The sequence below is a fragment of the Microbacterium yannicii genome (assembly GCF_024055635.1).
Classification (GTDB): Bacteria; Actinomycetota; Actinomycetes; order Actinomycetales; family Microbacteriaceae; genus Microbacterium; species Microbacterium yannicii.
The window spans coordinates 103521-129430 of record NZ_JAMXMB010000008.1; the positions used below are offsets into that span (position 1 = coordinate 103521).

20 protein-coding genes are annotated in these 25910 nt (G+C 69.9%); 9 read left to right on the forward strand and 11 right to left on the reverse strand.

What is annotated here, in order from left to right; translation table 11 throughout:
- Nucleotides 1–58 precede the first annotated feature (58 nt).
- The gene (locus NCG93_RS03610) at nucleotides 59–2518 is read left to right on the forward strand and encodes a DNA gyrase/topoisomerase IV subunit A (protein WP_194415372.1); all 2460 of its coding nucleotides are present in this window, start codon (nucleotides 59–61) and stop codon (nucleotides 2516–2518) included.
- Nucleotides 2519–2555: 37 nt separating this feature from the next.
- On the opposite strand, the gene NCG93_RS03615 is transcribed toward NCG93_RS03610, so the two are convergent.
- Nucleotides 2556–4655 carry a DNA gyrase/topoisomerase IV subunit B gene (locus NCG93_RS03615; RefSeq protein ID WP_194415371.1) on the reverse strand — a complete coding sequence of 700 codons (2100 nt, stop codon included), beginning with the start codon at nucleotides 4653–4655 and terminating at the stop codon, nucleotides 2556–2558.
- A 168-nt stretch (nucleotides 4656–4823) separates the two neighbouring features.
- Here NCG93_RS03615 and NCG93_RS03620 point away from each other — a divergent pair, with 168 nt between their 5' ends.
- Nucleotides 4824–5042 carry a DUF7455 domain-containing protein gene (locus NCG93_RS03620; protein ID WP_194415370.1) on the forward strand — a complete coding sequence of 73 codons (219 nt, stop codon included), beginning with the start codon at nucleotides 4824–4826 and terminating at the stop codon, nucleotides 5040–5042.
- Nucleotides 5043–5179: 137 nt separating this feature from the next.
- On the opposite strand, the gene NCG93_RS03625 is transcribed toward NCG93_RS03620, so the two are convergent.
- Nucleotides 5180–6226, reverse strand: coding sequence for an alanine racemase (locus tag NCG93_RS03625; RefSeq protein ID WP_194415369.1), 1047 nt, complete (start codon nucleotides 6224–6226; stop codon nucleotides 5180–5182).
- Nucleotides 6223–6951 carry an alanine racemase C-terminal domain-containing protein gene (locus tag NCG93_RS03630; RefSeq protein WP_252787429.1) on the reverse strand — a complete coding sequence of 243 codons (729 nt, stop codon included), beginning with the start codon at nucleotides 6949–6951 and terminating at the stop codon, nucleotides 6223–6225. Before NCG93_RS03630 ends, NCG93_RS03625 begins: the two co-directional genes overlap by 4 nt.
- Nucleotides 6952–6996: 45 nt before the next feature.
- On the opposite strand from NCG93_RS03630, the gene NCG93_RS03635 reads away from it, so the two are divergent.
- Nucleotides 6997–8019: a sugar-transfer associated ATP-grasp domain-containing protein gene (locus NCG93_RS03635; protein ID WP_194415368.1), complete on the forward strand. Its 1023-nt coding sequence runs from the start codon at nucleotides 6997–6999 to the stop codon at nucleotides 8017–8019.
- 79 nt (nucleotides 8020–8098) lie between these two features.
- On the opposite strand, the gene NCG93_RS03640 is transcribed toward NCG93_RS03635, so the two are convergent.
- The 3 genes from NCG93_RS03640 to NCG93_RS03650 all read right to left on the reverse strand — a co-directional run bounded on the left by NCG93_RS03640 (nucleotide 8099) and on the right by NCG93_RS03650 (nucleotide 11304).
- Nucleotides 8099–8794 carry a coenzyme F420-0:L-glutamate ligase gene (locus NCG93_RS03640; protein WP_194415367.1) on the reverse strand — a complete coding sequence of 232 codons (696 nt, stop codon included), beginning with the start codon at nucleotides 8792–8794 and terminating at the stop codon, nucleotides 8099–8101.
- Entirely contained in the window at nucleotides 8791–10134 is a 1344-nt protein-coding gene (locus NCG93_RS03645) for an RNA polymerase sigma factor (protein WP_252787430.1), read from the reverse strand. Before NCG93_RS03645 ends, NCG93_RS03640 begins: the two co-directional genes overlap by 4 nt.
- A 249-nt stretch (nucleotides 10135–10383) precedes the next feature.
- Entirely contained in the window at nucleotides 10384–11304 is a 921-nt protein-coding gene (locus tag NCG93_RS03650) for a PAC2 family protein (protein ID WP_194415365.1), read from the reverse strand.
- Between the two features lie 86 nt (nucleotides 11305–11390).
- On the opposite strand from NCG93_RS03650, the gene NCG93_RS03655 reads away from it, so the two are divergent.
- The 3 genes from NCG93_RS03655 (at nucleotide 11391) to sucB (ending at nucleotide 16071) form a co-directional block, all read left to right on the forward strand.
- Nucleotides 11391–12878 carry a leucyl aminopeptidase gene (locus NCG93_RS03655; protein ID WP_194415364.1) on the forward strand — a complete coding sequence of 496 codons (1488 nt, stop codon included), beginning with the start codon at nucleotides 11391–11393 and terminating at the stop codon, nucleotides 12876–12878.
- The gene (gene lpdA, locus NCG93_RS03660) at nucleotides 12875–14248 is read left to right on the forward strand and encodes a dihydrolipoyl dehydrogenase (RefSeq protein WP_194415363.1); all 1374 of its coding nucleotides are present in this window, start codon (nucleotides 12875–12877) and stop codon (nucleotides 14246–14248) included. Before NCG93_RS03655 ends, lpdA begins: the two co-directional genes overlap by 4 nt.
- Before the next feature lie 62 nt (nucleotides 14249–14310).
- The gene (sucB, locus tag NCG93_RS03665) at nucleotides 14311–16071 is read left to right on the forward strand and encodes a 2-oxoglutarate dehydrogenase, E2 component, dihydrolipoamide succinyltransferase (protein WP_194415362.1); all 1761 of its coding nucleotides are present in this window, start codon (nucleotides 14311–14313) and stop codon (nucleotides 16069–16071) included.
- A gap of 13 nt (nucleotides 16072–16084) precedes the next feature.
- On the opposite strand, the gene NCG93_RS03670 is transcribed toward sucB, so the two are convergent.
- Nucleotides 16085–17428, reverse strand: a complete 1344-nt coding sequence (locus NCG93_RS03670) for a hypothetical protein (protein ID WP_194415361.1) — start codon at nucleotides 17426–17428, stop codon at nucleotides 16085–16087.
- 124 nt (nucleotides 17429–17552) lie between these two features.
- Here NCG93_RS03670 and NCG93_RS03675 point away from each other — a divergent pair, with 124 nt between their 5' ends.
- Nucleotides 17553–18263, forward strand: coding sequence for a DUF4191 domain-containing protein (locus NCG93_RS03675; RefSeq protein ID WP_194415360.1), 711 nt, complete (start codon nucleotides 17553–17555; stop codon nucleotides 18261–18263).
- A gap of 77 nt (nucleotides 18264–18340) precedes the next feature.
- Here NCG93_RS03675 and NCG93_RS03680 read toward each other — a convergent pair whose 3' ends face one another.
- Nucleotides 18341–18733 carry an RDD family protein gene (locus tag NCG93_RS03680; protein ID WP_252787431.1) on the reverse strand — a complete coding sequence of 131 codons (393 nt, stop codon included), beginning with the start codon at nucleotides 18731–18733 and terminating at the stop codon, nucleotides 18341–18343.
- 132 nt (nucleotides 18734–18865) lie between these two features.
- On the opposite strand from NCG93_RS03680, the gene glnA (NCG93_RS03685) reads away from it, so the two are divergent.
- On the forward strand, nucleotides 18866–20290 hold the full coding sequence (gene glnA / locus NCG93_RS03685) for a type I glutamate--ammonia ligase (protein ID WP_194415358.1): 1425 nt from the start codon (nucleotides 18866–18868) through the stop codon (nucleotides 20288–20290).
- 271 nt (nucleotides 20291–20561) lie between these two features.
- Nucleotides 20562–21158 (forward strand): hypothetical protein, encoded by a 597-nt coding sequence (locus tag NCG93_RS03690; protein WP_252787432.1) that lies wholly within the window; start codon nucleotides 20562–20564, stop codon nucleotides 21156–21158.
- A gap of 51 nt (nucleotides 21159–21209) precedes the next feature.
- Here NCG93_RS03690 and NCG93_RS03695 read toward each other — a convergent pair whose 3' ends face one another.
- The 3 genes from NCG93_RS03695 to NCG93_RS03705 all read right to left on the reverse strand — a co-directional run bounded on the left by NCG93_RS03695 (nucleotide 21210) and on the right by NCG93_RS03705 (nucleotide 25852).
- Nucleotides 21210–24212 (reverse strand): bifunctional [glutamine synthetase] adenylyltransferase/[glutamine synthetase]-adenylyl-L-tyrosine phosphorylase, encoded by a 3003-nt coding sequence (locus NCG93_RS03695; RefSeq protein ID WP_194415356.1) that lies wholly within the window; start codon nucleotides 24210–24212, stop codon nucleotides 21210–21212.
- 13 nt (nucleotides 24213–24225) lie between these two features.
- A complete protein-coding gene (gene glnA / locus NCG93_RS03700) occupies nucleotides 24226–25563 on the reverse strand; it encodes a type I glutamate--ammonia ligase (protein WP_194415355.1) in 1338 nt (445 codons plus the stop codon).
- Between the two features lie 61 nt (nucleotides 25564–25624).
- Nucleotides 25625–25852, reverse strand: a complete 228-nt coding sequence (locus NCG93_RS03705; RefSeq protein WP_194415354.1) for an SPOR domain-containing protein — start codon at nucleotides 25850–25852, stop codon at nucleotides 25625–25627.
- Between the last annotated feature and the right edge of the window lie 58 nt (nucleotides 25853–25910).

Here is a 25910-nt window from a genome sequence, read left to right on the forward strand (position 1 = left end):
CTCGCACACCGCGGCCGAGCCCCACCGCTCCCGCCGTCACCCGAGGCTTCATCGACACATGCCCGCTTCCCGCACCGATTCCTCACCCGCCGACCACGGACGCATCGAGGATGTCGACGTCTCCTCCGAGATGCAGACGTCGTTCCTCGAGTACGCGTATTCGGTGATCTACTCGCGCGCGCTTCCCGACGCGCGCGACGGGCTGAAGCCGGTGCAGCGACGCATCCTGTTCCAGATGGCCGACATGGGGCTGCGGCCCGATCGCGGTCACGTCAAGAGCGCCCGCGTCGTGGGCGAGGTGATGGGAAAGCTGCACCCGCACGGCGACGCCCCCATCTACGACGCGCTGGTGCGACTCGCGCAGCCGTTCTCGCTGCGGGTGCCGCTCGTCGACGGCCACGGCAACTTCGGCTCGCTCGATGATGGTCCGGCTGCGCCCCGGTACACCGAGGCCCGTCTCGCCCCTCCGGCGCTCGCGCTCACCGAGAACCTCGACGAGGACGTCGTCGACTTCATCCCGAACTACGACGGCCAGTTCCAGCAGCCGGAAGTGCTGCCGGCCGCGTTCCCCAACCTGCTCGTCAACGGCACGACCGGCATCGCCGTCGGCATGGCGACGAACATGGCGCCGCACAACCTCATCGAGGTCGTCGGCGCGGCGACGCATCTGCTCGACAACCCCGAGGCGACCGTCGAAGAGCTGATGGAGTTCGTTCCCGGACCGGATCTTCCCGGTGGCGGCATCATCGTCGGTCTCGACGGCATCAAGGACGCCTACACGAACGGTCGCGGCAGCTTCCGCACCCGGGCGAAGGTCTCGATCGAGTCTCTCGGCCCGCGGCGCACGGGTCTCATCGTCACCGAGCTTCCGTACCTCGTCGGTCCCGAGCGCGTGATCGAGAAGATCAAGGACGCCGTCAACGCCAAGAAGCTGCAGGGCATCTCGGACGTCACCGACCTCACCGACCGCCACCACGGTCTGCGCCTGGTCATCGGGATCAAGACCGGCTTCGACGCGCAGGCGGTGCTCGACCACCTCTACCGGCTGACGCCGCTCGAGGACTCGTTCAGCATCAACAACGTCGCCCTCGTCGAGGGACAGCCGCAGACGCTCGGGCTCCGGGAGCTCCTGCGGGTCTACCTCGACCACCGCATCAGCGTCGTCACGCGACGCAGTCGCTACCGCCTCACACGGCGCAAGGAACGGCTGCACCTGGTCGAGGGCCTCCTCATCGCGATTCTGGACATCGACGAGGTCATCCAGGTCATCCGCACCTCCGACGACGGCGAGCAGGCGCGTCAGCGACTGATGAGCGTCTTCGACCTGTCGGAGGCGCAGTCCGAGTACATCCTCGAGCTGCGTCTGCGGCGGCTCACGAAGTTCTCCCGCATCGAGCTCGAGACCGAGCGCGACAACCTGAAGAAAGAGATCGCGCAGCTCGAGGAGCTGCTCGGCAGCGACGTCCTGCTGCGCGCGCAGGTGGCGCATGAGCTGGATGCCGCGGCGGAGGCGTTCGGCACGCCCCGGCGGACGCTGCTGCTCAACGGCGGTCCCGTGCAGCCGCGCTCGCGCGCCGCGGCGGCGGCCGCCGATCTGCAGATCGCGGACGCCCCGTGCCGCGTCTTCCTCTCGGCCACCGGACGCATGGTGCGCGCCGAGCTCGTGGCCGACGCACCCGGCGGCGGCGTGGTGGCACCCGCGCGTCGCTCGAAGCACGACGCGATCCGCTCATCGGTGGACGCGACGACGCGCGGCGACATCGGCGCGGTCACGAGCCTCGGCCGTCTCGTGCGTCTCTCCCCCGTCGACCTGCCCTCCGTCCCCGGCAACTCGGTGCAGCTCGGCGCCGGCACGCGCGCCGATCAGTACCTCGGGCTCAGCGGCGGCGAGCACGTCGTCGCCCTGGTTCCGCTCACCGACTCCCCGCCGATCGCCGTCGGCACCGCGCAGGGCGTGGTCAAGCGGGTCGCGGCGAGCGAGCTCGCCAACAAACACGACATCGCGATCATCGCCCTCAAGGACGGCGACCGGGTCGTCGGCGCCGCTCCCGCCTCCGACGGGGCCGAGCTGGTGTTCGTCGCGAACGACGCCCAGCTCCTCCGCTTCGACGCGTCGTCGGTGCGGCCGCAGGGCCGGTCCGCCGGCGGCATGGCCGGCATCCGGCTGACAGACGGCGCCGAGGTCATCGCCTTCGACGTCGTCGGACCGTCCGAGTTCGACGCCGTCGTGGTGACGATCGCGGGCTCGACGACGGCACTCGCCGGTACCGACGCGGTCAGCGCGAAGGTCTCGCTCTTCAGCGAGTTCCCCGCCAAGGGCCGTGCGACCGGTGGTGTTCGCGCCCACCGCTTCCTGCGGGGCGAGGACGCGCTCACGATCGCCTGGGTGGGCACCGACCCGCGCGCGACCGGCTCCGACGGAGCGGTGCGCGCGCTGCCGGCGGCGGGCGCCAAGCGCGACGCGTCCGGCACGCCGCTCGACGGCATCGTCGGCGCGGTCGGCACCGGCATCCGCTGAGCCGTCGGCCCCTTCCCTCGTGGGCCGGGGTGGCGGGTCAGGCGTCGATGCGCTCCCGCACGAGCCGGTCGCTGGAGTCGATGATGAACTCCTTGCGCGGAGCCACGTCGTTGCCCATGAGCAGTTCGAAGACGGATGCCGCAGCCTCGGCATCCTGCATCCGCACGCGTCGCAGGGTGCGGCCGGCGCGGTCCATCGTCGTCGTCGCCAGCTGGTCGGCGTCCATCTCACCGAGGCCCTTGTAGCGCTGCACCGGCTCCTGCCAGCGCTTGCCCGCCTTGCCGAGCTTCGTGAGGAGGCCGTGGAGCTCCGCCTCGGAGTACGTGTAGATGGTGTCGTTCGGCTTGGTCCCGGGGTTCATCACGACCACGCGGTGCAGCGGCGGCACGGCGGCATAGACGCGGCCCTCGTCGATCAGCGGTCGCATGTAGCGGAAGAACAGGGTGAGCAGCAGGGTGCGGATGTGCGCGCCGTCGACGTCGGCGTCGCTCATCAGGATGATCTTGCCGTAACGCGCGGTTTCCAGGTCGAACGAGCGCCCCGAGCCGGCGCCGATCACCTGGATGATCGCCGCGCACTCGGCGTTGGACAGCATGTCGCTGATCGACGCCTTCTGCACGTTGAGGATCTTGCCGCGGATGGGCAGCAGCGCCTGGAACTCGCTGTTGCGCGCGAGCTTAGCCGTGCCGAGCGCCGAATCGCCCTCGACGATGAAAAGCTCGGACTCGCCCACGTCGTTCGACCGGCAGTCGGCGAGCTTCGCCGGCAGCGACGACGATTCCAGGGCGTTCTTGCGACGCTGCGTCTCTTTGTGCGTGCGCGCGGAGATGCGCGCCTTCATCTCGGAGACCACCTTGTCGAGGAGGAGGGAGGTCTGGGCCTTGTCGTCGCGCTTGGTCGACGTGAAGCGCGCGTTGAGCTCGCGGATGATGACGTTCGAGACGATCTGGCGCACGGCCGGAGTTCCGAGCACCTCTTTCGTCTGACCCTCGAACTGCGGCTCGGGCACGCGGACCGTGAGCACGGCGGTGAGGCCCGCGAGGATGTCGTCCTTCTCGATCTTGTCGTTGCCGACCTTGAGGCGTCGCGCGTTCTGGGCGACCTGATCGCGCAGTACCTTCATGAGGCCCTGCTCGAAGCCCTGCTGATGCGTGCCGCCCTTCGGCGTGGCGATGATGTTCACGAACGAGCGGGACATCGTCTCGTAGCCGGTTCCCCACCTCACGGCGACGTCGACGTGGCATTCGCGCTCGACCTCGGTCGGCACCATCGCGCCGGTCGGCTGCAGCACCGGGACGGTCTCGGTGAACGTGCCGCTCCCGGTGAGGCGCCAGGTGTCGGTGATGCCCGCGTCGGGCGCGAGGAAGTCGGCGAACTCGGAGATGCCGCCGTCGAAGCGATAGCTCGTCTCGACCGGCTCGCCCGAGCCGGCGCCGGCCCCTGAGCCTGTCGAAGGGCGCTCGTCACGGATGACGATTTCGAGACCGGGGACGAGGAAGGCCGTCTGCCGCGCCCGCTGTTCGAGCTCCTGCAGGTTGAAGGTGGCGTCCTTGGTGAAGATCTGCGGGTCGGCCCAGTAACGGATGCGGGTGCCCGTCACGCCCTTTGCCGCGCGCCCGGCGACCCGCAGCTCGCTGCGCTGCTCGAAGGGTGTGAAGGTCGAGCTGGGGCTGCCGTTGGAGAACTGCCCAGGCTCGCCGCGGTGGAACGACATCGCCCAGGTCTTGCCGCCGCGGTCCACCTCCACGTCGAGACGCTCCGAGAGGGCGTTGACGACCGACGCCCCCACGCCGTGCAGGCCGCCCGAGGCCGCGTACGAGCCGCCGCCGAACTTGCCGCCGGCGTGCAGCTTGGTGAAGACGACCTCCACGCCCGACAGGCCGGTGCGCGGCTCGATGTCGACGGGGATGCCGCGCGCACGGTCACGCACCTCGACGCTGCCATCGGCGTGCAGCACGATATCGATGCGGGTGCCGTGTCCGGCCAGCGCCTCGTCGACCGAGTTGTCGATGATCTCCCACAGGCAGTGCATGAGGCCGCGGGAGTCGGTGGAGCCGATGTACATGCCCGGGCGCTTGCGGACCGCCTCGAGCCCTTCAAGCACCTGGAGATGATGGGCGGAATACTCGGCGGTCACAGTCTCCCATCGTAATCCGCGCGCCCGATCGGGCCGCACAGACACGCTTCACACCGACCAGCGCTACGCGCTCAGCGAAATGTCACCCGTTCGCGGCATTCTCGAAACGTCCGCGTGGTTGTATCTCATCACCGGCCAAGAGTTCTACATATACGAGGAGGCACCGAAATGACCACGCTATCGACACCCACAGAGCCTGGCGCCGTCCTCGAGTACCGCCTGACGGCGGTCGACCGCTGCGATTCGTGCGGCGCCCAGGCCTACATCGCCGCCGAGGTCAACGGCAGCGAACTGCTCTTCTGCGCCCACCACGGCCGCAAGTACGAAGAGAAGCTCCGCAGCATCGCGACGTCGTGGCACGACGAGACCGCGCGGCTGGCGGAATAAGACCTGCGAGGTCTGCCGCCCGCCGGCACCTGTGACGACCGCCCCGCGAGACGCCCGCCGTCTCGCGGGGCGTTTCTGTGCGTGCGCCAGGTTCAGTCGGAACCCCGGTGCTGGCGGCCCTCAGGTCCTGTGAATCCTCAGCGGTACACGCGTGGGATCAGCGGTGACACCCGGAGGGCGATCTCTTCGCCGATCGTCCCGATGAGCTCGGCGAGATCCGTCGCGGAGGCTTCCCCGCACGTGCCAGGTCCGAAAAGCGTAACCGTGTCGCCCACGGCGGCATCGGGCCATCCCTCGACGAGCGAGTGCGACTCCCCCACGATCTCCAGCCGTCGACCGCCGGCGGGCGTGCCGACGCGCGCCCGACCACCGCTCAGCGATGTCGGAAGTCCTGCGAGCGCGCCGATGTCTACCCGCACACCGTCGTCGTGCACGGCGACCACCTCCGCCTCGAGCCGACCGATGGGGGCCAGCCCGAGCTCGCCGGCCGACGGACCGCCGGCCGAGCGGATGCCGTAGCAGAACGCCCCGACGCGCACCATGTCGTAGCGGAACGCCGGCCGCGCGAACGACGCCGCACTGGCGGCCAGGTGGCGGACGGACGGGTGGATGCCGGCGGCCGCCGCCTCGTCGAGCGCCCACTCGAAGAGGGTCCGGGCGTCGTCATCCTCGGCGTCGGACGCCTCGGCGATATGGCTCCAGATCCCGGCGACCTCGAGCAATCCGGCGCTCTGCAGCTCGGCGGCTCGGTCGACGAACGCCGGCCACGCTTCGGGGCGCACGCCGTTGCGGTGCAGCCCGGTGTCGATCTTCAGATGCACACGCGGCGCAGCGGAGGCGCCGGAAGCGGCGTCTGCAAGGTCCTCGAGAAGCTCGGCGTCGCCGATCCCGAGGTCGAGGTGGGCCGCGAGGGCGGCGCGCAGGTCGTCGCGCGATGCGGCGATCCAGGTGAAGATGCGGACCGCGTCGCCGGCAGCGGCGCGCACGGCGGTTCCGGTCCGGGCGTCGAAGGCCCCGAACCACCGGACGCCCGCGTCCACGGCGGTGCGCACGACCGCCTCGAGCCCGTGGCCGTAGGCGTCGTCCTTGACCACGAGCATGAGCTCGGCCGGCGCGACGGTCTCGCGCACGCGCGCGATGTTCGCGGTGAGGGCCGACAGATCGACGTGCAGCCGCGCGGTCACGGCGCGTCCTCCCGGATCGCGCGCAGGCCGACCGTCGTGACGAGCTCGAACGCGTACATGCCGGTCGCGTCGACCCATTCGGCCAGAGACGGCTCACCGGCCGCCGCGTCGCCGAGGAGCAGGACCTCGTCGCCACGATGCACGACGGAGTCTCCGATCTCGACCACGCACACGTCCATCGCGACACGCCCGACGATCGGATGCCGCTCCGCCGCGATCGCGACATCGACGGCCCCGCCGAGCGAGCGGACGACGCCCTGCGCATAGCCGCCGGTGACGAGCGCGACACGCGTGTCGTGTTCGGCGCGGTACGCGTACCCGTACGACACGCCCTCGCCCGCACGCAGGTGTTTCACCGACAGCACGGCGCCGCTCAGCCGCAGCGCGGGTGTGGCAGCGGTACCCGGCATGCCCAGGAGCTGAGACGGCGTGAGCACGGGGCGCGCCGGCGCCGCCATCGCGTGGTTCGCCCCACCGCTGCCGTACGCCGCCGGCGCGTGCTCGTCGCGCGTGAATCCCGCCGTGACGAGGACACCCTCCACCAGGGCCGCGCCATGGCCCCAGGCATCCGCCTCGAGCACGGAGGAATCGAACGAACGGATGCCGCGGTCCCAGGCGATGCGTGCGTTGCCGGTGAGAGCGCCACGCGAGATCCGGGCGACGGGGCTGCTGCGAGGCGCCGATCCCGGCACGGGCATGCCCTGCCCAGGGATCGCGGAACTCACGCCTCTAGACTATCGGGGTCCCCCGCACACGACCCCGGAGCACGCATGCCTTCTCAGGGCCTCGCCCTCTCGAACCGCCTTCGCTACCTCGCCTGGCGTGTCCGTCGCATCGATGTCGGATCCGTGGTCGAGCGGGCGCGGGAGACCGCGCACGCGCACGGCAAATGGACCCCGGCCGTGATGGTCGACATGCTGTGGTCGGCCGGCTTCCGCCAGGTCGGGTTCCAGGATTACGTCGACTACGACTTCGCCATCCTGAACCGGGCCGAGCGGGCGACGTACATGACCCACCCGGTGTCGAACGAGCTCTCGCAGAAGTACGACCAGCCCGCCTACCGTGGCCTGTTCCAGGACAAGGTCGAGTTCGACCGCACCTTCAGCACATTCCTCCGCCGCGACTGGATGGTCGTCGGGGAGGGCAACGCCGACGCGGTGCGCGCCTTCACCGAGGAGCAGGGCACCATCGTCACCAAGGAGCCCGTCGGACAGGCCGGCACCGGCGTTCATCGCTACCACGCGGCCGACATCACGGACTGGGACGAGTTCCACCGCGGCCTGCTCGAACGCGGCGAGCTGCTGATCGAGGAGGTCATCCGTCAGCACGCCGACCTCGCGGCGGTCTGCCCCGGCACGGTGAACACCACGCGCGTCACGGCCTTCTTCGACGGCGACAAGACTCACATCCTCGCGATGGCGCAGAAGTTCGGGCGCGGAGCGGTGAGCGATCAGATGACGTTCGGCGGCTTCTACACGATGCTCGACGAGAACGGCCACGCCGTGGGGCCCGGGTACGACTCCCACGGCCACGTGCATGTGCGCCACCCCGACAGCGGGTTCGTGATCGCCGACTTCCAGCTCCCGATGGTCGAGCAGGTCAAGGAGTTCGTCGACCAGGTCGCGCGGGTCGTCCCGCAGATCCAGTACGTGGGCTGGGACATCGTCGTCACGCCGGAGGGCCCGGTGCTCGTCGAGGGCAACTGGGGCGCGGGTGTGTACGAGAACAAGCCCAGCGTGACCGGCATCCGCACCGGTCACAAGCCCCGCTACCGCGAGGCCATCGGGTTCTGACGCTTCGACAAGCTCAGCGACCCGCGCCCCGGCGAGAGCGCGACGTCGGGAACCGGTCCCTGAGCTTGTCGAAGGGCGATCAGACCGCGCGTACGATGCCGAGCGGCGTGGACTGGTGTCCTTGGCCGAGCGGGTTGTCCTTGAGGATCGCGACGAGGCGCTTCTCCGCCGGCTTGTCGAGGGTGGAGCCCAGGATGTTGCCGCCGAGGTCGTTGATGTCGACCACTGCCACCTCGGGCACATCGCCGAGGAGAGCCTTGATGTGCTGGGCGACCTCGCGCGGACGCTCCGGGCCGAGCACGACTGCCTTGTTGTAGGGCGGGATGGTGCCCGATGTCGGGCCGTCGATCGCTCGCGCCTTGTCGCCGGCGATGCGGTAGAAGTCGCCCTTGCGGCCGAACAGCTTCGTCACCGCTGACACCGCAGCCGCGAACAGGATGCGGATCGGGCCGCACTCGCGCAGCGCCATCTCCATGGTCTCGGGCATGCCCAGGCCGATGCCGTACGGGGTGCGCGTGACGTACTTCGAGAGGAAGAACGCGAGCTTGCGGGGCTTGATGTCGTCCACGAGGTACGAGCGACCCTGCGTGATCGCGACGATCTTCTCCGTCACGAACAGCAGGTCGCCCGAGCGCACGACATCCGCCGCATACTCGCGGATGAACTCATCGAGGTCGTCGCCCGGCATCACGACCCGCGTGCGGATCGGGATGCGAGCGAACGACGAGCCTTCGACCTGAACGGTGAGCGCCTTGCCGGCGTTCGCCTCGCTCACTCGAGGTAGTCCCGCAGGGACTGCGATCGCGACGGGTGGCGCAGCTTCGCCATCGTCTTCGACTCGATCTGGCGGATGCGCTCGCGGGTGACCCCGAACGTGTCGCCGATCTGGTCCAGCGTCTTCGGCTGCCCGTCGCCGAGGCCGAAGCGCATGCGGATGACGCCGGCCTCGCGCTCCGAGAGCGAATCGAGGAGCGACTCGAGCTGACGCTGCAGCATCGTGAAGCCCACCGCGTCGGCAGGAACCACGGCCTCGGTGTCCTCGATGAGGTCACCGAACTCGCTGTCGCCGTCCTCGCCGAGGGGCGTGTGCAGCGAGATCGGCTCGCGGCCGTACTTCTGCACCTCGATGACCTTCTCGGGGGTCATGTCGAGCTCGCGGCTGAGCTCCTCGGGCGTGGGCTCGCGACCGAGGTCCTGCAGCATCTGACGCTGCACGCGCGCGAGCTTGTTGATGACCTCGACCATGTGCACCGGGATGCGGATGGTCCGTGCCTGGTCGGCCATGGCGCGGGTGATGGCCTGACGGATCCACCACGTCGCATAGGTCGAGAACTTGAAGCCCTTGGTGTAGTCGAACTTCTCGACGGCACGGATGAGGCCGAGGTTGCCCTCCTGGATGAGGTCCAGGAACTGCATGCCACGACCGGTGTAGCGCTTGGCGAGCGACACCACGAGACGCAGGTTCGCGCCCAGCAGATGACTCTTGGCGCGCTGACCGTCACGGGCGACCCACTGCAGGTCGAGTCCGAGCTGCGAGGTCTTCTCGGCGGCCGACATGTGCGACAGCTTCTCTTCGGCGAACAGTCCCGCCTCGATCCGCATGGCGAGCTCGACCTCTTCGGCCGCGTTCAGGAGCGGCACCTTGCCGATCTGCTTCAGGTAGTCCTTGACAGGGTCGGCGGTGGCGCCGGTGATCTGCGTCGAGTAGACCGGGACGTCCTCGTCGTCGCTGGACGAGATGACGATCGCGCCGGTCGGGAGCGGCTCGGTGAACGCGGGCTTGGTGCTCTCCTCGTCCTCCTCCTCGTCCTCGGCAGCGGCGGTCTCGTCGGTCGAGGCCTTCGCGTCCTTGGCGGCTGGAGCCGCGTCGGTCGCGTCGTCTGCAGCGTCCACTTCGATGTCGTCGCCGGCCTCGAGCTCGACGTCGAGCTCCTCGACGTCGTCCTCGAAGTCGTCATCGGACTTCTTCGCGCGCTTGGACGCGGTCTTCGGGGCTGCCTTCGCCTTCGGGGCGCCCTTCGCCGCGGGAGCCTTCTTCGCAGCGGGGGCCTTCGTCTCGTCCGTCTCGGTGTCCTTCGCGGCCGAGCGAGCCTTGGTGTTCGTGCCTGGAGTCACGTTTCGCCTTTCACCGGTCGACGCACCCCTGCGCATCTCCGGTCGGTTTCGGACACTAGTAAGACCCTTGTCAAGTCCAGATCTTCGGCCGGAAGCCGGACGAAGATGGTTGACAACGGGTCAGAGCGTCTAGTATCTCATACTTGCCGTGCGCCGCCAGCATCGCCCCGCGTGGATCGGCGCACCTCCATCCCCTGGAACAACGCTCCGGTAGCGCCGGTCATTCCAACGCCCCGGCGAATGGCGGGCTCAGGAACCGCGCTTGTCGTCCTCGGCAGGACGCGTCGCCAGGAATCGCTCCAGCTCGGCAGCCAGCTCGTCGGCGCTGGGCAGATCGCCGGTATGGATGATCGGGGTCGCCAGGGTCGAACCCGCCATGTACGCGTCGTAGCGCTCCTCGAGCCCCTGGACCATGCGGGCGAGCTCGTCGCTTCCCTCGATCTGCTCCGTGACCTTCTCGAGGTACTCGCGATTCTCATCTCGCAGGTCGTCGCCCGCGAAAACGAGGCCGGTCGCCACCGTCAGACTGTCCAGGGCGGCCAGCGCGGCCGCCGGGTACTCCGTGTCACCCAGGTAGTGCGGGATGAGAAGGACGAAGCCGGCCACGCGCACGCCGGCGGCAGCCAGCCGGTACTCCAGCAGGTGACCCGCCGTCGCAGGTACCTCCGTGTGCGGCTGCCACACCGAGTGCGCCTCGGTGAGCTCGGAGCGGGTGCCGCTGACCGTCGTGCCGATGGGCCGGGTGTGCGGGACCGGCATCGGTATCGCGTGCACCCAGGTCACCGTCGAGACGCCGTAGCTCTCGGCGAAGTCGACGACCGCTGCAGCGAAGGCGTCCCATGCGAAGTCGGGCTCGTAGCCCGCCAGCAGCAGGAACGGCTGCCCGAGCGCATCATGGGCGAACGACAGCTCCAGTCGCGGCGGGCGATAGTCGGTGAGGTGATCCTTCTCGAACGAGACGATCGGACGGCGCGCGCGGTAGTCCAGGAGCGTGTCGTTGGAGAAGACCGCGAGCGGCGAGGGCGACAGGTCGTCGCGGAAGTAGTCGATCGTGCGGCTCACGGCGCTGCCGGCATCGGTGAACCCGGTGAGGGCGATCACGAGCGGCAGTCCGCGCGGTACGGGCGGCGCGGAAGCCGCACGCTCGAACAGCGGGCCGGGAAAAGGCATGCTCCCATGCTACGAGCCGCCCCGACGTGGTCGGGTCGCGACCGTCGTGCTCAGAGCGAACAGTCCGCGTCCCTAGGATGGAGACCATGTCGTTTCCCGACCTGGAGTACCGCACGTCCCCCGTCCGAGAGTCCGACGCCGACCTTCTCCTCGTCGCACTCCCGCCGCTCGAGGCGGAGGCAGCTCCCGATCTGTCCGACTGGCCGGGCCTGCGCGACGCGCTCCTGGCGGTGGGCTTCACCGGCGCCGCCGGCGCATGGGTGCGGGTGTACGCGCCGGAGGCGACACGACTGCCGCTGGCCGTCGTCGGCACGGGGACGGATCCGGATGCCGCAGCCGTGCGCGACGCGGTCGGTGGGGCGATCCGCGCCCTGACCGGGTTCGCGACGGTCGCCGTCGCCGCGCCGTACGCCGACCCCGCACTGTGGACCGCGGCCGCCGAAGGCGCGGCCCTCGGCGGCTACCGATTCGACGGGTACAAGACCGAGGCGCCCAAGCCGCGCGCCGGGCGCGTCATCGTCCACGGCACGGCCGAACCCGACGAGGCCGCCCTGAAGCTCATCGTCGAGACCGCGGCATCCGTCGCCCTCGTGAAAGACCTCGTCAACATCCCGGCCGAGTGGCTCGGGCCCGCCGATGTCGCGCAGCGCGCCGCCGACTCCGTGTCGGGGCTGCCGGTGAGCGTCGAGATCCTCGACGAGGAGGCGCTGCGTGAGCAGGGCTTCGGCGGCATCCTCGGCGTCGGCCAGGGATCGGATCGCCCGCCGCGCCTCGTGCGTCTCGAGTACGCACCCGAGGGCGCCACCCGACACGTCGCCCTCGTCGGCAAGGGGATCACCTTCGACACCGGAGGCCTGTCGCTCAAGCCCGCCGCGTCGATGGTCGGGATGAAGTACGACATGGCGGGGGCCGCGACCGTCCTCGCGGTGCTCAGAGCCGCGGCATCCGTCGCAGCACCCGTCAAGGTGACGGCGTGGCTCTGCGTCGCCGACAACATGCCGTCCGGGCGCGCCACGCGTCCGGGTGACGTGCTGCGGCTGCTCGACGGAACGACGGTCGAGGTGCTGAACACCGATGCCGAGGGGCGTCTCGTGCTCGCCGACGGCATCGTGGCGGCCAGCCGCGAGCACCCCGACGTGATCGTCGACGTCGCAACGCTCACCGGCGCGATCCTCATCGCCCTCGGCACGCGCCACACCGGCGTGATGGGCGACGACACGGCCGTCGCGGCGTACCTGGCCGCCGCCGCCGAGGCGGGCGAGCCCGCGTGGCAGCTGCCTCTTCCCGGCCACATGGTCGAGGAGCTCGACTCCCCGATCGCCGACCTGCAGAACGCCAAGATCGGCGATCCCGCGGGCGGCTCGCTCTTCGCAGGCCTGTTCCTGCGTCACTTCGTCGGCCGCACGGGCGACGAGGAAGATGCGCCCCGCATCCCGTGGGTCCATCTGGACATCGCCGGCAGCGGCACCCACAAGGGCGCGCCGTACGGCTTCACCGACAAGGGACCGACTGCCGCGACCGTGCGCAGCCTGATCCGCTTCGTCCTGACTGACCTCGATGAGGAGGCACGATGACCGACCACTCCTTCGATCTCGTCGTTCTGGGCGGCGGCAGCGGTGGCTACGCCGCCGCGCTGCGCGCGGCGGAACTCGGCAAGAGCGTGGCCCTCGTCGAGAAGGACAAGGTGGGCGGCACGTGCCTTCACCGCGGCTGCATCCCGACCAAGGCGCTGCTGCACGCGGCGGAGGTGGCCGATCTGACACGGGATGCCTCGGCCATCGGCATCCGCGCGACGCTCGACGGGATCGACCCCGCGGGCGTCCGGGCCTACCGCGAAGGCATCGTGGCGAAGAAGTACAAGGGACTCGAAGGACTCGTGAAGGCCCGTGGGATCACGGTCGTCGCGGGTGAAGGCCGGCTCGAGGCGGGTCCTGCCGTCCGCGTCGGAGACGACCTCTACCGCGGCGCCGACGTCGTGCTCGCGACCGGGTCGTACAGTCGCACGCTCCCGGGGCTCGAGATCGGCGGCCGCATCCTCACGAGCGAGCACGCGCTCGAGCTCGACGAGATCCCCCGCAGCGTCGTGATCCTCGGCGGCGGCGTCATCGGCGTCGAGTTCGCGAGCGTCTGGCGCTCGTTCGGCGCCGACGTCACGATCGTCGAGGCGCTCGACCACCTCGTGCCCAATGAGGACGTCGCGCTCAGCAAGGGCCTGGAACGCGCGTTCCGCCGGCGCGGCATCCAATACTCGCTCGGCGTGCGCTTCCAGAGCGCGACGCAGACGGCGGATGCGGTCACAGTGACGCTCGAGGACGGCAAGGCCTTCACTGCAGACCATCTCCTGGTCGCCGTCGGTCGCGGGCCTGCGACTGCGGGCCTCGGCTACGAGGAAGCCGGCGTGACCATCGACCGCGGATTCGTGATCACCGACGAGCGCCTTCGCACCGGCGTCGATCATGTCTGGGCCGTCGGCGACATCGTTCCGGGGCTGCAGCTCGCGCACCGGGGATTTCAGCAGGGCATCTTCGTCGCGGAGGAGATCGCCGGCCTCTCGCCCGTCGTGATCCCGGATGCGCAGATCCCCAAGGTCACCTACAGCCACCCCGAAGTCGCCTCCGTCGGCCTCACCGAAGCCCAGGCCGCATCGGCGCACGGCGCCGACGGGATCGTCGCCTACGAGTACAACCTCGCCGGCAACGGCAAGAGCGAGATCCTCGGCACGAGCGGCATCGTCAAGGTCGTCCGCGCGAAGGACGGGCCGGTGCTCGGCGTCCACCTGATCGGCGATCGCGTGGGAGAGCTCATCAGCGAAGGACAGCTGGTCGTCGGCTGGGAAGCCCATCCCGAAGACATCGCGCCGTTCATCCACGCGCACCCGACGCAGTCCGAAGCGCTCGGCGAGGCCTTCCTCGCTCTCGCGGGCAAGCCGCTGCACGCGCTCTGACCCTCGGGCTCGCCCCTCATCACTAAGCTAGATCCGATATTTCTTCAGAAGGAGACATCCTCATGAGCACATCCGTGGTCCTCCCCGCTCTCGGCGAGAGCGTGACCGAGGGAACGGTCACCCGCTGGCTCAAGAACGTCGGCGACACGGTCCAGGCGGACGAGGGCCTGCTCGAGATCTCCACGGACAAGGTGGACACCGAGATCCCGTCGCCGATCAGCGGCGTCATCGAGGAGATCCTGGTCCACGAGGACGAGACCGTCGAGGTCGGCGCCGTGCTGGCGAAGATCGGCGATGGTTCCGGAGCCCCCGACGCCGATGGCGCCCCGCAGGCCGCTGCCGCAGACTCTTCGAACGCCGAGGCGCCTGCCGCTCCCGCCGCCGAGACCCCCGCTCCGGCCGAGGCCCCCGCGCCTGCTGCCGAGGCTCCGGCCGAGCCCGCACCCGCCGCTGCGGCGCCCGCCGCCTCGTCCGGCGGTGGCAAGGAGATCGTGCTCCCCGAGCTGGGCGAGAGCGTCACCGAGGGCACTGTCACGCGCTGGCTCAAGCAGGTCGGCGACGAGGTCGCCGTGGACGAGGCGCTGCTCGAGATCTCCACCGACAAGGTCGACACCGAGATCCCGTCGCCGTTCGCCGGCGTCCTGCAGGAGATCCTCGTCTCGGAGGACGAGACGGTCGCCGTCGGCGCGACCCTCGCCCGCATCGGCGACCCCGGATCGACCGCGGCCCCTGCGCCTGCCGAAGCGCCGGCCCAGGCTGCGCCCGCGGCACCGGCTTCTGCCGCCGCTCCCGCGCCGGCTCCCGCGCCCGCGCCGGCTCCTGCCGCCGCACCCGCACCTGCTCCGGCACCGGCGGCTCCCGCCCCTGCGGCCTCGGCACCGGCGCCCGCACCGGCTCCCGCGCTTGCGTCGGACGACGACAGCGTGACCTACGTCACGCCCCTCGTGCGCCGGCTCGCCCAGCAGCAGGGAGTCGACCTCGCCTCGGTCAAGGGGACGGGCGTCGGCGGCCGCATCCGCAAGGAGGACGTGCTCAAGGCGGCGGAGGCCGCGTCGGCTCCGGCCGCGCCCACGGCAGCCCCCACACCGGCACCGCTCGAGGTCTCTCCGCTGCGGGGGACGACCCAGCCGATGTCTCGCCTGCGCAAGGTGCTCGCACAGCGCGCGGTCGAGTCGATGCAGTCGACGGCTCAGCTCACCAGCGTGGTCGAGGTCGACGTCACCAAGCTGGCGACGTTCCGCGACAAGGTGAAGAACGACTTCCTCGCCAAGACCGGCGACAAGCTGTCCTTCTTGCCGTTCTTCGCGCTGGCGGCCGCTGAGGCGCTGCAGGCGTACCCCGTCGTCAACTCCACCGTCGACGGCGACCAGATCGTCTACCCGGCGAGTGAGAACCTGTCGATCGCGGTCGACACCGAGCGGGGCCTGCTGACCCCGGTGCTCCGTGATGCGGCGTCCAAGAACCTGGCCCAGATCGCTCACGAGATCGCCGACCTGGCGGCTCGCACGCGCGACAACAAGCTGAAGCCCGACGAGCTGGCGGGCGGCACCTTCACGCTGACCAACACCGGTTCGCGCGGCGCGCTCTTCGACACGCCCGTGGTCTTCCTTCCGCAGACGGCCATTCTCGGAACCGGTGTCGTCGTCAAGCGTCCCGGCATCGTGACGGTCGACGGCAAGGACGCGATCTCGGTCCGCTCGTACGTGTACCTCGCGCTGTCCTATGACCACCGTGTGATCGATGGCGCGGACGCTGCGCGCTTCCTCGGTGCGGTGAAGTCGCGGCTCGAGGCGGCGGCGTTCGAGGGTCAGCTGGGCGTCTGACGCCACACCCACCTCACTGCTCCGGCTGCTGCGCGACGTCCGAGACGTCGCGCAGCAGCCATTTCTCGTTCCGGCGCACGATCACGACCATCTGGGATGCGACGGCTCCGTCCGCCGCGTCGACCCGCAGCACGGCGATGTCGCCGAAATCGTCGAGCAGCGTGACCTGACGCCCACCGGACGGAAGGTCGATCGCCCCGCCAGGAAGCACCGCCGCGTCCATGACGACGTCGTCGACGCAGCCGGAAGCGCCCTTGCATGCGAGCCGCGCGTCGAGCAGGGCGCCGGCCACCTGGGCGAGATCGGTGGGAGCCGCCGCGGGAGCGTCAGAGGCCGATGAATCCGGGAGGCCAGTCGGGGTCGACGCGGGCTCGGCGCCGGTGCCCTCCGTCGTCTGCCCCGGCGCTGCGGTCGCCGTCACCTCTGCCGGTTCCTCCGTCGCCACGCCGCTCGCTGTCGGCCAGAGTGCCCCACCGGCGAGAATTGCCGCCGCGACCGCGCCGCCGACGAGCCAGGGCGCCCGCCGCCGGCGTGCCCGCTCCGGCCGGTCGCTCGGGCGCACCCGGCGCCAGACGGCCGTCGTCGCCCTCGACACGCTGTCGGCGAGGTCGTTGTCGACACCGGCGAGCAGACTGCGCCACATCGACGGTGGCGCCGCCTCGCCGCTCTCATCCATCGCGCCGCCCGCGTGCGCGACCGCCTGCACACGGCGCGCACTCTCCGCGGCGCTGTGGGGGCTCAGGCTCACCGTGCTGAGCGGCTCGGGTGTCGCGATGGCGAAGAGCGCCTCTTCGGCCGCCTCCAGTTCGCGGACGGAGAGGCGCTCCGCGGTCACGGCGCGTAGCGCGGTGCCCCATGTCCGCTCCGCGGCCGGGTCGACGTGGACGCCCTCCAAGACGGTCGCGGCGGCATCGAGGGCGCGCTGAGTGACGGCATCCGTTGCCAGCACAGGCCGGCCGGCATCGTCGAGCCACCACTCCCCCGTCGTGTCGGGCGCATTCGCGATCTGGGCGCACCCGCGCAGCACGCTGACGCCGAGCGTCACCGCCTCCCCGGGGCTGAGCGGCATCCGCGTCGCGCGTCGCCGAACGAACTCCTCGAGGCGCTCCGCGCAGACCGGCAGCACCACGTCGTGCCCGTCGAGTCTCCGAGCGATATCGATCGGGGCGAGCACGTGGCCGTCGGCCGCGGCATCCCACCCGCGCCATCGCGCGCCGAGCACATCGGCGTCGACGAGGACGAAGGTGTCGCCGGCCGGCGTGCGCACGAGCACGCCCGGCCACGGACCGTCTTCACGGGCACGCACCGCACGGATGGCGCGGTACGGACCCGCCAGCGGGCCGTCGTCGGTGGTCATGTCGACAGTCTGCGAGGCGCGAAGCGGCGCTTCTGTGCGACGGCCCGCTTCTGTGGATGGACGGCGCAGGCTCGCCACTGTGGAGGAGCCGAGGAGGAGCCCGCGAAAAGGTAGGCTGGAAGCTATGGCCGCGCGCAGTACCGCCCCCGAGAAGGGCCCGGGATTCTTCTCCCAGATCCGAACCCTCTACACCTTCACCCAGAAGGAGTTCCGCTGGCTGCCGTACCTGCTGGCGGGCATCCTCCTCGTCGGCATCGCCGCAGGCGTGGGCATCGGTTTCGCCCTGCCGCCGGTCGCGGTGTGGAGCATCATCCTGTGGGGCATCACCGGCCTCATGCTGGGCGTGCTGGCCTCGATGATGACGATGACGCGTCTGTCGACGCGTGCGATGTACAAGAAGATCGACGGGATGCCGGGGGCCACCGGTCACGTCATGTCCACGTCGCTCGGGCGCAAGTGGCAGGCGAGCGAGATGCCGGTGGGCATCAACCCGAAGACCCAGGAGGCCGTGTACCGTGCGATCGGTCGCGGTGGCGTGGTGATCGTGGGCGAAGGCGCCCGCGGCCGGCTCACGCGCCTGGTCAACGACGAGCGCTCCAAGGTGCAGCGCGTCGCCTCAGGTGTGCCCGTGACGGTGCTGTACATCGGCCACGGCGAGGGCGAGGTGCCCATCTCGAAGCTCTCGTCGACGATCAAGGCGCTTCCGACGAAGATCGACCGCGCCACGATGGCAGCCGTCATCAAGCGCGTCGAGTCGGTCTCGCAGTCGCTGACCTCGCTGCCCATCCCGAAGGGCATCGACCCCACCAAGGCTCGGGCACCGCGCCCGCGCTGAGCCTCACGCGGCGGCGCGGGCACCCGGCATCCTGATCCGGTGCCAGCGTCCGTGAAGGCAGCCCGCCGCGCCGCTCGTCAGGAGCGGACGAGGACCGTCCCCGCGGCCTTGTCGTGTAGTCCGCGCTGGTCGGCGTCCCAGATGACCGCCGGGATGACGACGATCAGCAGCGCCGTGCGCACGACGGGTCGCCACACGCCGACCCATGCGCCGTCGAGGCGCACCAGTCGCAGGCCGAACACGCGATGGCCGGGGCTGCCCTGCAGCGTCGGCAGGAACACCAGCTGGATCGCCGCGAACAGCGCGAGGATCGCGAGCGCGTCCCATCCGAAGAACCCGGAGATGAGATAGGCGGCGCCGTAGTCGAGGGCCAGCGCCCCGATCCGGCGGCCGAGCCGGCCGATCGATCCGGTGCCCTCGCGGGGCAGCCCGAGCCGCTCGCCGGGATAGTCCTGGGTGCTCTGCGTCACTTCCCCAGCGTATACAGGTGCCCGTAACATCCCGGAAACACAGGTGATACTGCCGGGCAATGCCCTGCCGGTAGCTTGCCAGAGAGCCCGACCCGTACGGGCGGATCCGAATGCCCTACCTCTGGAGTCTTCATGTTCAAAGATTCATCCGAGGTGCTGACCTACATCAAGGACGAGGATGTAAAGTTCCTCGACATCCGTTTCACGGATCTTCCTGGCGTGCAGCAGCACTTCAACATCCCGGCCTCCACCGTTGACGAAGAATTCTTCACGGTCGGCCAGCTGTTCGACGGCTCCTCCATCCGAGGATTCGCGAACATCCACGAATCGGACATGCAGCTGATCCCGGACGTGTCGACGGCGTACCTCGACCCGTTCCGCGAGGCGAAGACCCTCGTGATGGTGTTCGACATCTACAACCCGCGCAACGGGGAGATCTACGCGAAGGACCCGCGTCAGGTCGCCAAGAAGGCGGAGAAGTACCTCGCGTCGACCGGCATCGCCGACACCGCGTTCTTCGCCCCCGAGGCGGAGTTCTACATCTTCGACGACGTCCGCTACGAGGTGAAGCAGAACTCCAGCTTCTACTCCGTCGACTCGGAAGAGGGCGCCTGGAACTCGGGCCGCACCGAAGAGGGCGGCAACCTCGCGAACAAGACCCCTTACAAGGGCGGCTACTTCCCCGTCTCCCCCGTCGACAAGACGGCCGACCTGCGCGACGACATCAGCCTCCACCTCATCGAGTCGGGCCTGCTGCTGGAGCGTGCGCACCACGAGGTGGGCACCGGCGGCCAGCAGGAGATCAACTACCGCTTCGACACGATGGTGCACGCGGCAGACGACATCCTGAAGTTCAAGTACATCGTCAAGAACGTCGCCAACGAGTGGGGCAAGGTCGCGACCTTCATGCCCAAGCCGCTGTTCGGTGACAACGGCTCCGGCATGCACACGCACCAGTCGCTGTGGCTCGAGGGCAAGCCCCTGTTCTACGACGAGAAGGGCTACGCGCAGCTCTCCGACCTGGCCCGCTGGTACATCGGCGGCATCCTGGCGCACGCGCCGGCGCTGCTCGCGTTCACCAACCCGACGCTGAACTCGTACAAGCGTCTGGTGAAGGGGTACGAGGCCCCGGTCAACCTGGTCTACTCGGCCGGCAACCGCTCCGCGGCCATTCGCATCCCGATCACGGGCTCCAACCCGAAGGCCAAGCGCATCGAGTTCCGCGCGCCGGACGCCTCAGGAAATCCGTATCTCGCCTTCGCCGCCCAGCTGATGGCCGGTCTCGACGGCATCCAGAACCGCATCGAGCCGCACGAGCCCGTCGACAAGGACCTGTACGAGCTTCCCCCCGAGGAGGCGAAGAACATCCCGCAGGTGCCGAACTCGCTGCTCGACTCGCTCGACGCCCTGCGCGCCGACCACGAGTTCCTGCTCAAGGGCGGCGTCTTCACGCCCGAGCTGATCGAGACGTGGATCGAGTACAAGATCGAGAACGAGATCCAGCCGCTGAACGCGCGGCCTCACCCGTTCGAGTACGAGCTGTACTTCGGCGTCTGACGCTCCTGCATGACGAAAGGGCCCCGGGTGACCGGGGCCCTTTCCCGTCTGTGGAGCGTTCCCCCATGTGGAGCGTTCCCACAGCCGCTCTGCCTACGCTGGGCGAGCCCCGTCTCCCCGACGAAAGCGACGACCGATGTCCACCCGCACTCGCGCATCGTCTCGGCGGTCCCGTGCGACGAGGTCGACGGCATCCACTCGACGACGGACGCCGCCGCATCGGCGTGCCCGTGGTCGGTCCCGGCGCGGTGGTCCTGCCGCTTTCGTGGCGGTGTCCGTCTCCGTCCTCGCCGCCCTCGTGGTGGCCGCCGTATTCGCAGCGACCGGCATCACCATCCGGAACGACGGGTCTGGCACGCCGTGGTTCGCTCCCCGGTCTGTCGAGGAGCCGGGTGTCGCGGGCTACGGGCGCGAGCAGCTCGCGAACGCGTGCACCATCATGGTTGCCGGCCGGGATCTCGGACTTGACGAGCGCGACCAGACGATCGCGGTCATGACGGCCATGGGCGAGTCGTCCCTACGAAACATCGACTATGGGGACTGGGAGACGAGTGGCGTCACCAACCCGGATGGCTCGCGCACGACGTCGATCGGACTCTTCCAGCAGCAGGACAGCTGGGGAACGCGAGAGGCGCGCCTCGACCCGTACACGGCGGCGGGCATCTTCTATCGCGCGATGACGCGGCGCGTGCCCGACCGCGCGACGACCGAGCCGACCATCGTCGCCCATCTCACGCAGATCAATGCCGATCCCTCCCACTACGCCCGCTACTGGGATGCTGCGGCCCGCGTGGTGGCATCGCTCAACGCGACGCCGTTGCAGGAGGACGACCGCGCCGACGGCATCCCCCTCTGCCCGGCCGCGTGACCCGCGGCCGTCTGGGCTCGACGTCGTCGGACGGATGCCCCGGACCGGCGTCTAGCCGTAGAAGAGCTTCTCGAACACACGGCGTGCGCGGCGTGTGGTGCCGAGATAGTCCTCCTCGACCTGCGTGGCCGAGCGCGGTGGGTATTCGAGGAGCCTCCCGATGCCGTCGAGCCTGCCGCGGTCGACCGGCAGCACGTCGCTGGTCTGACCTGACAGGAGAGTGTTGGCCGAGCGCAGCCGGCTGGCGAGCCGCCAGGCGGACGCGAGCCGGTCGGCGGCGGCGGTCGGGATGAGGCCCGCGCGCTCCGCCGCGCGGAGTGCGCCGAGCGTCGAGGTCGTGCGCATCGCGGGCACGGCGTGCGCGTGCTGCAGCTGGAGCAGCTGCACGAGCCACTCCACGTCGCTGAGCGACCCCGGGCCGAGCTTCAGGTGCCGGGACGGGTCCACGCCCTGCGGCAGCCGCTCGCTCTCGACGCGCGCCTTGATGCGCTTGATCTCGCGTGTCGCCGCCAGGTCGACGCGCTCGGGATAGCGGACCTGGTCGGCGAGCTTCATGAAGTCGTCGATGAGCTTCACGCTGCCGGCCACTCCGCGCGCGCGCAGCAGCGCCTGCGCCTCCCACGACAGCGCCCAGCGGCGGTAGTACTCGGCATATGCGTCGAGCGATCGCGCGAGGGGCCCGTTGCGGCCCTCGGGGCGCAGGTCGGCGTCGAGTTCCAAGGGCACGCGATGGTCCTCGGAGTAGCTGCGCAGCGCGGCGACGAGCTTCAGTGCCAGCTCGCTCGCCCGCTGCGGATCCACGCCGTTGGGTCGGTAGACGTACATGACGTCGGCGTCGGATCCGAAACCCAGCTCGGCCCCGCCGTAGCGGCCCATCGCGATGACCGAGAAGTCGAGCGCGGCGTCCTCGGCCGGTACGATCTCGCGGCGCACGGCGCGCAGCGTCGCCTGGATCGTCACGTCGGTGATCGTCGTCAGAGCGTCCGCGACCTCCTCGATCGTGACGCTGCCCAGGATGGCACCCATCGCGATGCGCAGCTGCTCACGCCGCCGCAGAGCGCGCACGGCGCGCATGGCTTCGGTGATCGTGTCGTGGCGCGTCTGGATGGCGCGCGCCTCCTGCTGCAGCGCACGCCCGGAGCGTGGCCGAAGAAGCTCGGGGTCGTCCAGCCACGCGGCCGACTCGGGGATCCACTCGATGAGCTCGCCCACGTATCGCGAGCCCGACAGCACCCGGGAGAGGCTTTCCGCCGCGCCCGACGAGTCCCGCAGCATGCGGAGGAACCAGTGCGTGTCGCCGAGGCGCTCGCTCAACCGGCGGAACGCCAGCAGTCCGTAGTCGGGGTCGACCCCGTCGGCGAACCACCGGATCATGACAGGCATCAGGTGGCGCTGGATCGTCGCCTTGCGGCTGAGCCCGGTCGTCAGGGCCGCGATGTGGCGGAGGGCGCCGGCGGGGTCCGAGAAGCCGATCGCCGCGAGGCGGTCGTGTGCCTGCGCCGTCGACAGGATGCGCTCGTCCGCGGGCAGAGCGGCCACCGCGGACAGCAGCGGGCGATAGAAGAGGCGGACGTGGATGTCGCGCACTTCTCGCTTGACCGACTCCCACAGGTTCCAGATGCCCTCGCCGGTGTCGGCGAGCCCGGTCGCGCGCGCCAGCACCCGGCGCTCCTCGGGACGGGCCGGCATGAGGTGCGTGCGGCGCAGGTGGCGCAGCTGCACGCGGTGCTCGAGGAGCCGCAGCACCCGGTAGTCCCGCGAGAACGCAGATGCCTCCGATCGGCCGATGTAGCCTTCGGCCACGAGCGCGTCGAGGGCCTCGAGCGTGCCACGCTGCCGGATGCGGTCGTCGGACAGCCCGTGCACGAGTTGCAGCAGCTGCACCGTGAACTCGATGTCGCGGATACCGCCGGGGCCGAGCTTGAGCTGATAGGGGACGTCGGCGGCGGGGATGTGCTCCGTGACCCGCTCACGCATCCGCTGCACGCTGTCGACGAAGTTCTCGCGCGCGGCGCTCGTCCAGATCTTGGGCTGGACCGCCGCGGTGTAGGCCCGACCGAGCTCGTCGTCGCCCGCGATCGGGCGAGCCTTGAGCAGCGCCTGGAACTCCCAGCTCTTCGCCCAGCGCTCGTAATAGGCCAGGTGCGAGTCCAACGTGCGAACGAGCGCGCCCTGCTTGCCCTCTGGACGCAGATTGGCGTCGACCTCCCACAGCGGCGGCTCGATCTCGACGCCGGAGATTCCACGCATGGTCTGCACCGCGAGGCGGGTGGCGATGTCGACGATCCGGCTCTCGCCGTACTCTTCCAGCGCGGCGTCGTCACCACCCGCGACGAAGATGACGTCGACATCGCTGACGTAGTTGAGCTCCCGGGCGCCGGTCTTGCCCATCCCGATGATCGCCAGCTGGGTGCGCGCCACCTGCTCGCGCGGGAAGAGGCCTGCCCCGGCAGCGCCCCCCGAGACGCGGGTGCGGGCGACCGCGAGGGATGCCTCCAGCGCTGCGCCCGCGGCATCCGCCAGCCGTGCCGACACCGCCGCGATCTCGTCGACGGGCGACGGGCTCAGCAGGTCATACAACGCGATCCGGGCGAGCATGCGGCGGTAGCGCACCCGCAACGCGACCCAGGCGCTCTCGCCCGCGTCCGCCGCGAAGCCGTCCACCGCGCCGACGGACTCGAGGAGCTGGGCGCGGAGCTCATCGGCGGTGGGCAGTCGCTCCCCCGCGCCGGTCAGCTGATCCACTTCGGCCGGATGCCGGAAGAAGAACTCGCCGAAGCCGGTCGATGCGCCCAGCAGCGCCCACAGGGCGCGCCAGGCGCCCGGACGCTCGAGCGCCCGCTGCACCGGTGCGGCGTCACGTCGCGCCAGGCGCGTCAACGCCTGCAGTGCCTCGTCCGGATCAGCCGCGCCCTCGGAGCCGCGCAGCAGATCGTCGCGGGGCGCATCCGAGAGCCCGGAGAGCTCCGCCAGCAGCCCCTCGGCGTCCGTCAGGCGGCTGAAGCCCAGCCGGGCGAGCGGGGCGAGAGAAGCCGGGCGCTCGCTCGCGGACATGCGTCAGCCGGTCTCAGAGCATCTCGAGGTTGCTCTTGAGCTCGAACGCGGTGACCTGCGAACGGTACTCCTGCCATTCGCGTCGCTTGTTCAGGAGCACGTAGTTGAAGACCTGCTCACCGAGAGTCTCGGCGACGAGCTCGGACTCCTCCATGTACTCCAGAGCGTGGTCGAGGCTCGCGGGCAGCGGTGCGTAGCCGAGCGCTCGGCGCTCGGCATCCGTCAGCGACCACACGTTGTCCTCGGCCTCGGCGGGAAGCTCGTACTCCTCTTCGATGCCCTTGAGGCCTGCGGCCAGCATGAGCGCGTACGAGAGGTAGGGGTTGGCCGCCGAGTCCAGCGCGCGATACTCCACGCGGGACGACTGGCCCTTGTTCGGCTTGTACAGCGGCACGCGCACCAGGGCCGACCGGTTGTTGTGGCCCCAGCAGATGAAGCTGGGTGCCTCGTCGCCGCCCCACAGCCGCTTGTAGGAGTTGACGAACTGGTTGGTCACCGCCGAGATCTCGTTGGCGTGGCGGAGCAGGCCCGCGATGAACTGACGTCCGACCTTCGAGAGCTGATACTGGGCGCCCTCCTCGTAGAAGGCGTTGACGTCGCCCTCGAACAGCGACATGTGCGTGTGCATGCCGCTGCCGGGCTTGCCGGTCATGGGCTTGGGCATGAAGGTCGCGTACACGCCCTGCTCGATCGCGACCTCTTTGATCACGGTGCGGAACGTCATGATGTTGTCGGCCGTGGTGAGCGCGTCCGCGTAGCGGAGGTCGATCTCGTTCTGGCCGGGGCCGCCCTCGTGGTGGCTGAACTCGACCGAGATGCCGAGGTCCTCCAGCATGCGCACCGAGCGGCGGCGGAAGTCGTGCGCGGTGCCGCCGGGCACGTTGTCGAAGTATCCCGCCGAGTCCACGGGCTCGGGGCCCTCGGTGCCGAAGGCCGAGGACTTGAGGAGGTAGAACTCGATCTCCGGGTGCGTGTAGAACGTGAAACCCGCATCGGCGGCCTTGGCCAGCGTCCGCTTGAGCACGTGCCGGGGATCGGCGACGGCCGGCTGGCCGTCAGGCGTGGTGATGTCGCAGAACATGCGCGCGGTGGGGTCGATCTCGCCCCGCCACGGCAGGATCTGGAACGTGGTGGGGTCGGGGTGCGCCAGCAGATCCGACTCGTACGATCGCGTCAGACCCTCGATGGCCGAGCCGTCGAAGCCGAGTCCCTCGCTGAACGCGCCCTCGACCTCCGCGGGGGCGATGGCCACGGACTTCAACGTGCCGATCACGTCTGTGAACCACAGCCGTACGAACTTCACGCCTCGTTCTTCGATGGTCCTCAGAACGAAGTCACGCTGCTTGTCCATCGCGTCCTCTCCGGTGCCGGATTCGCGGGCGGCGGGCTGTCCGACCGCGGTCGAAGCCAGACTACTGGTCGGCGCCTGGGGAGCCGGACACCGTGTCGGAGCCCCACGAGTCCTCGCGGGCCTCCTCCGCCGCCCACGCGCGCGATCGCTCGCGGATCACGTCGGGTGCCTTCGCCGCCTCTTCGGCGGTGTCGAAAGGGCCGGCACGGTCCGGCGCAGGCGACTCGTAGCCCTTCTCGACCTCGCCGGTCTTGAGGTTGTACCAGTACTTCTCGCTGTCGTTCGTCATCGTGCCCTCCTCGCCGAGCCAGGCTTCACGCCGTCAGCACGATCCTACTGACGCGTGG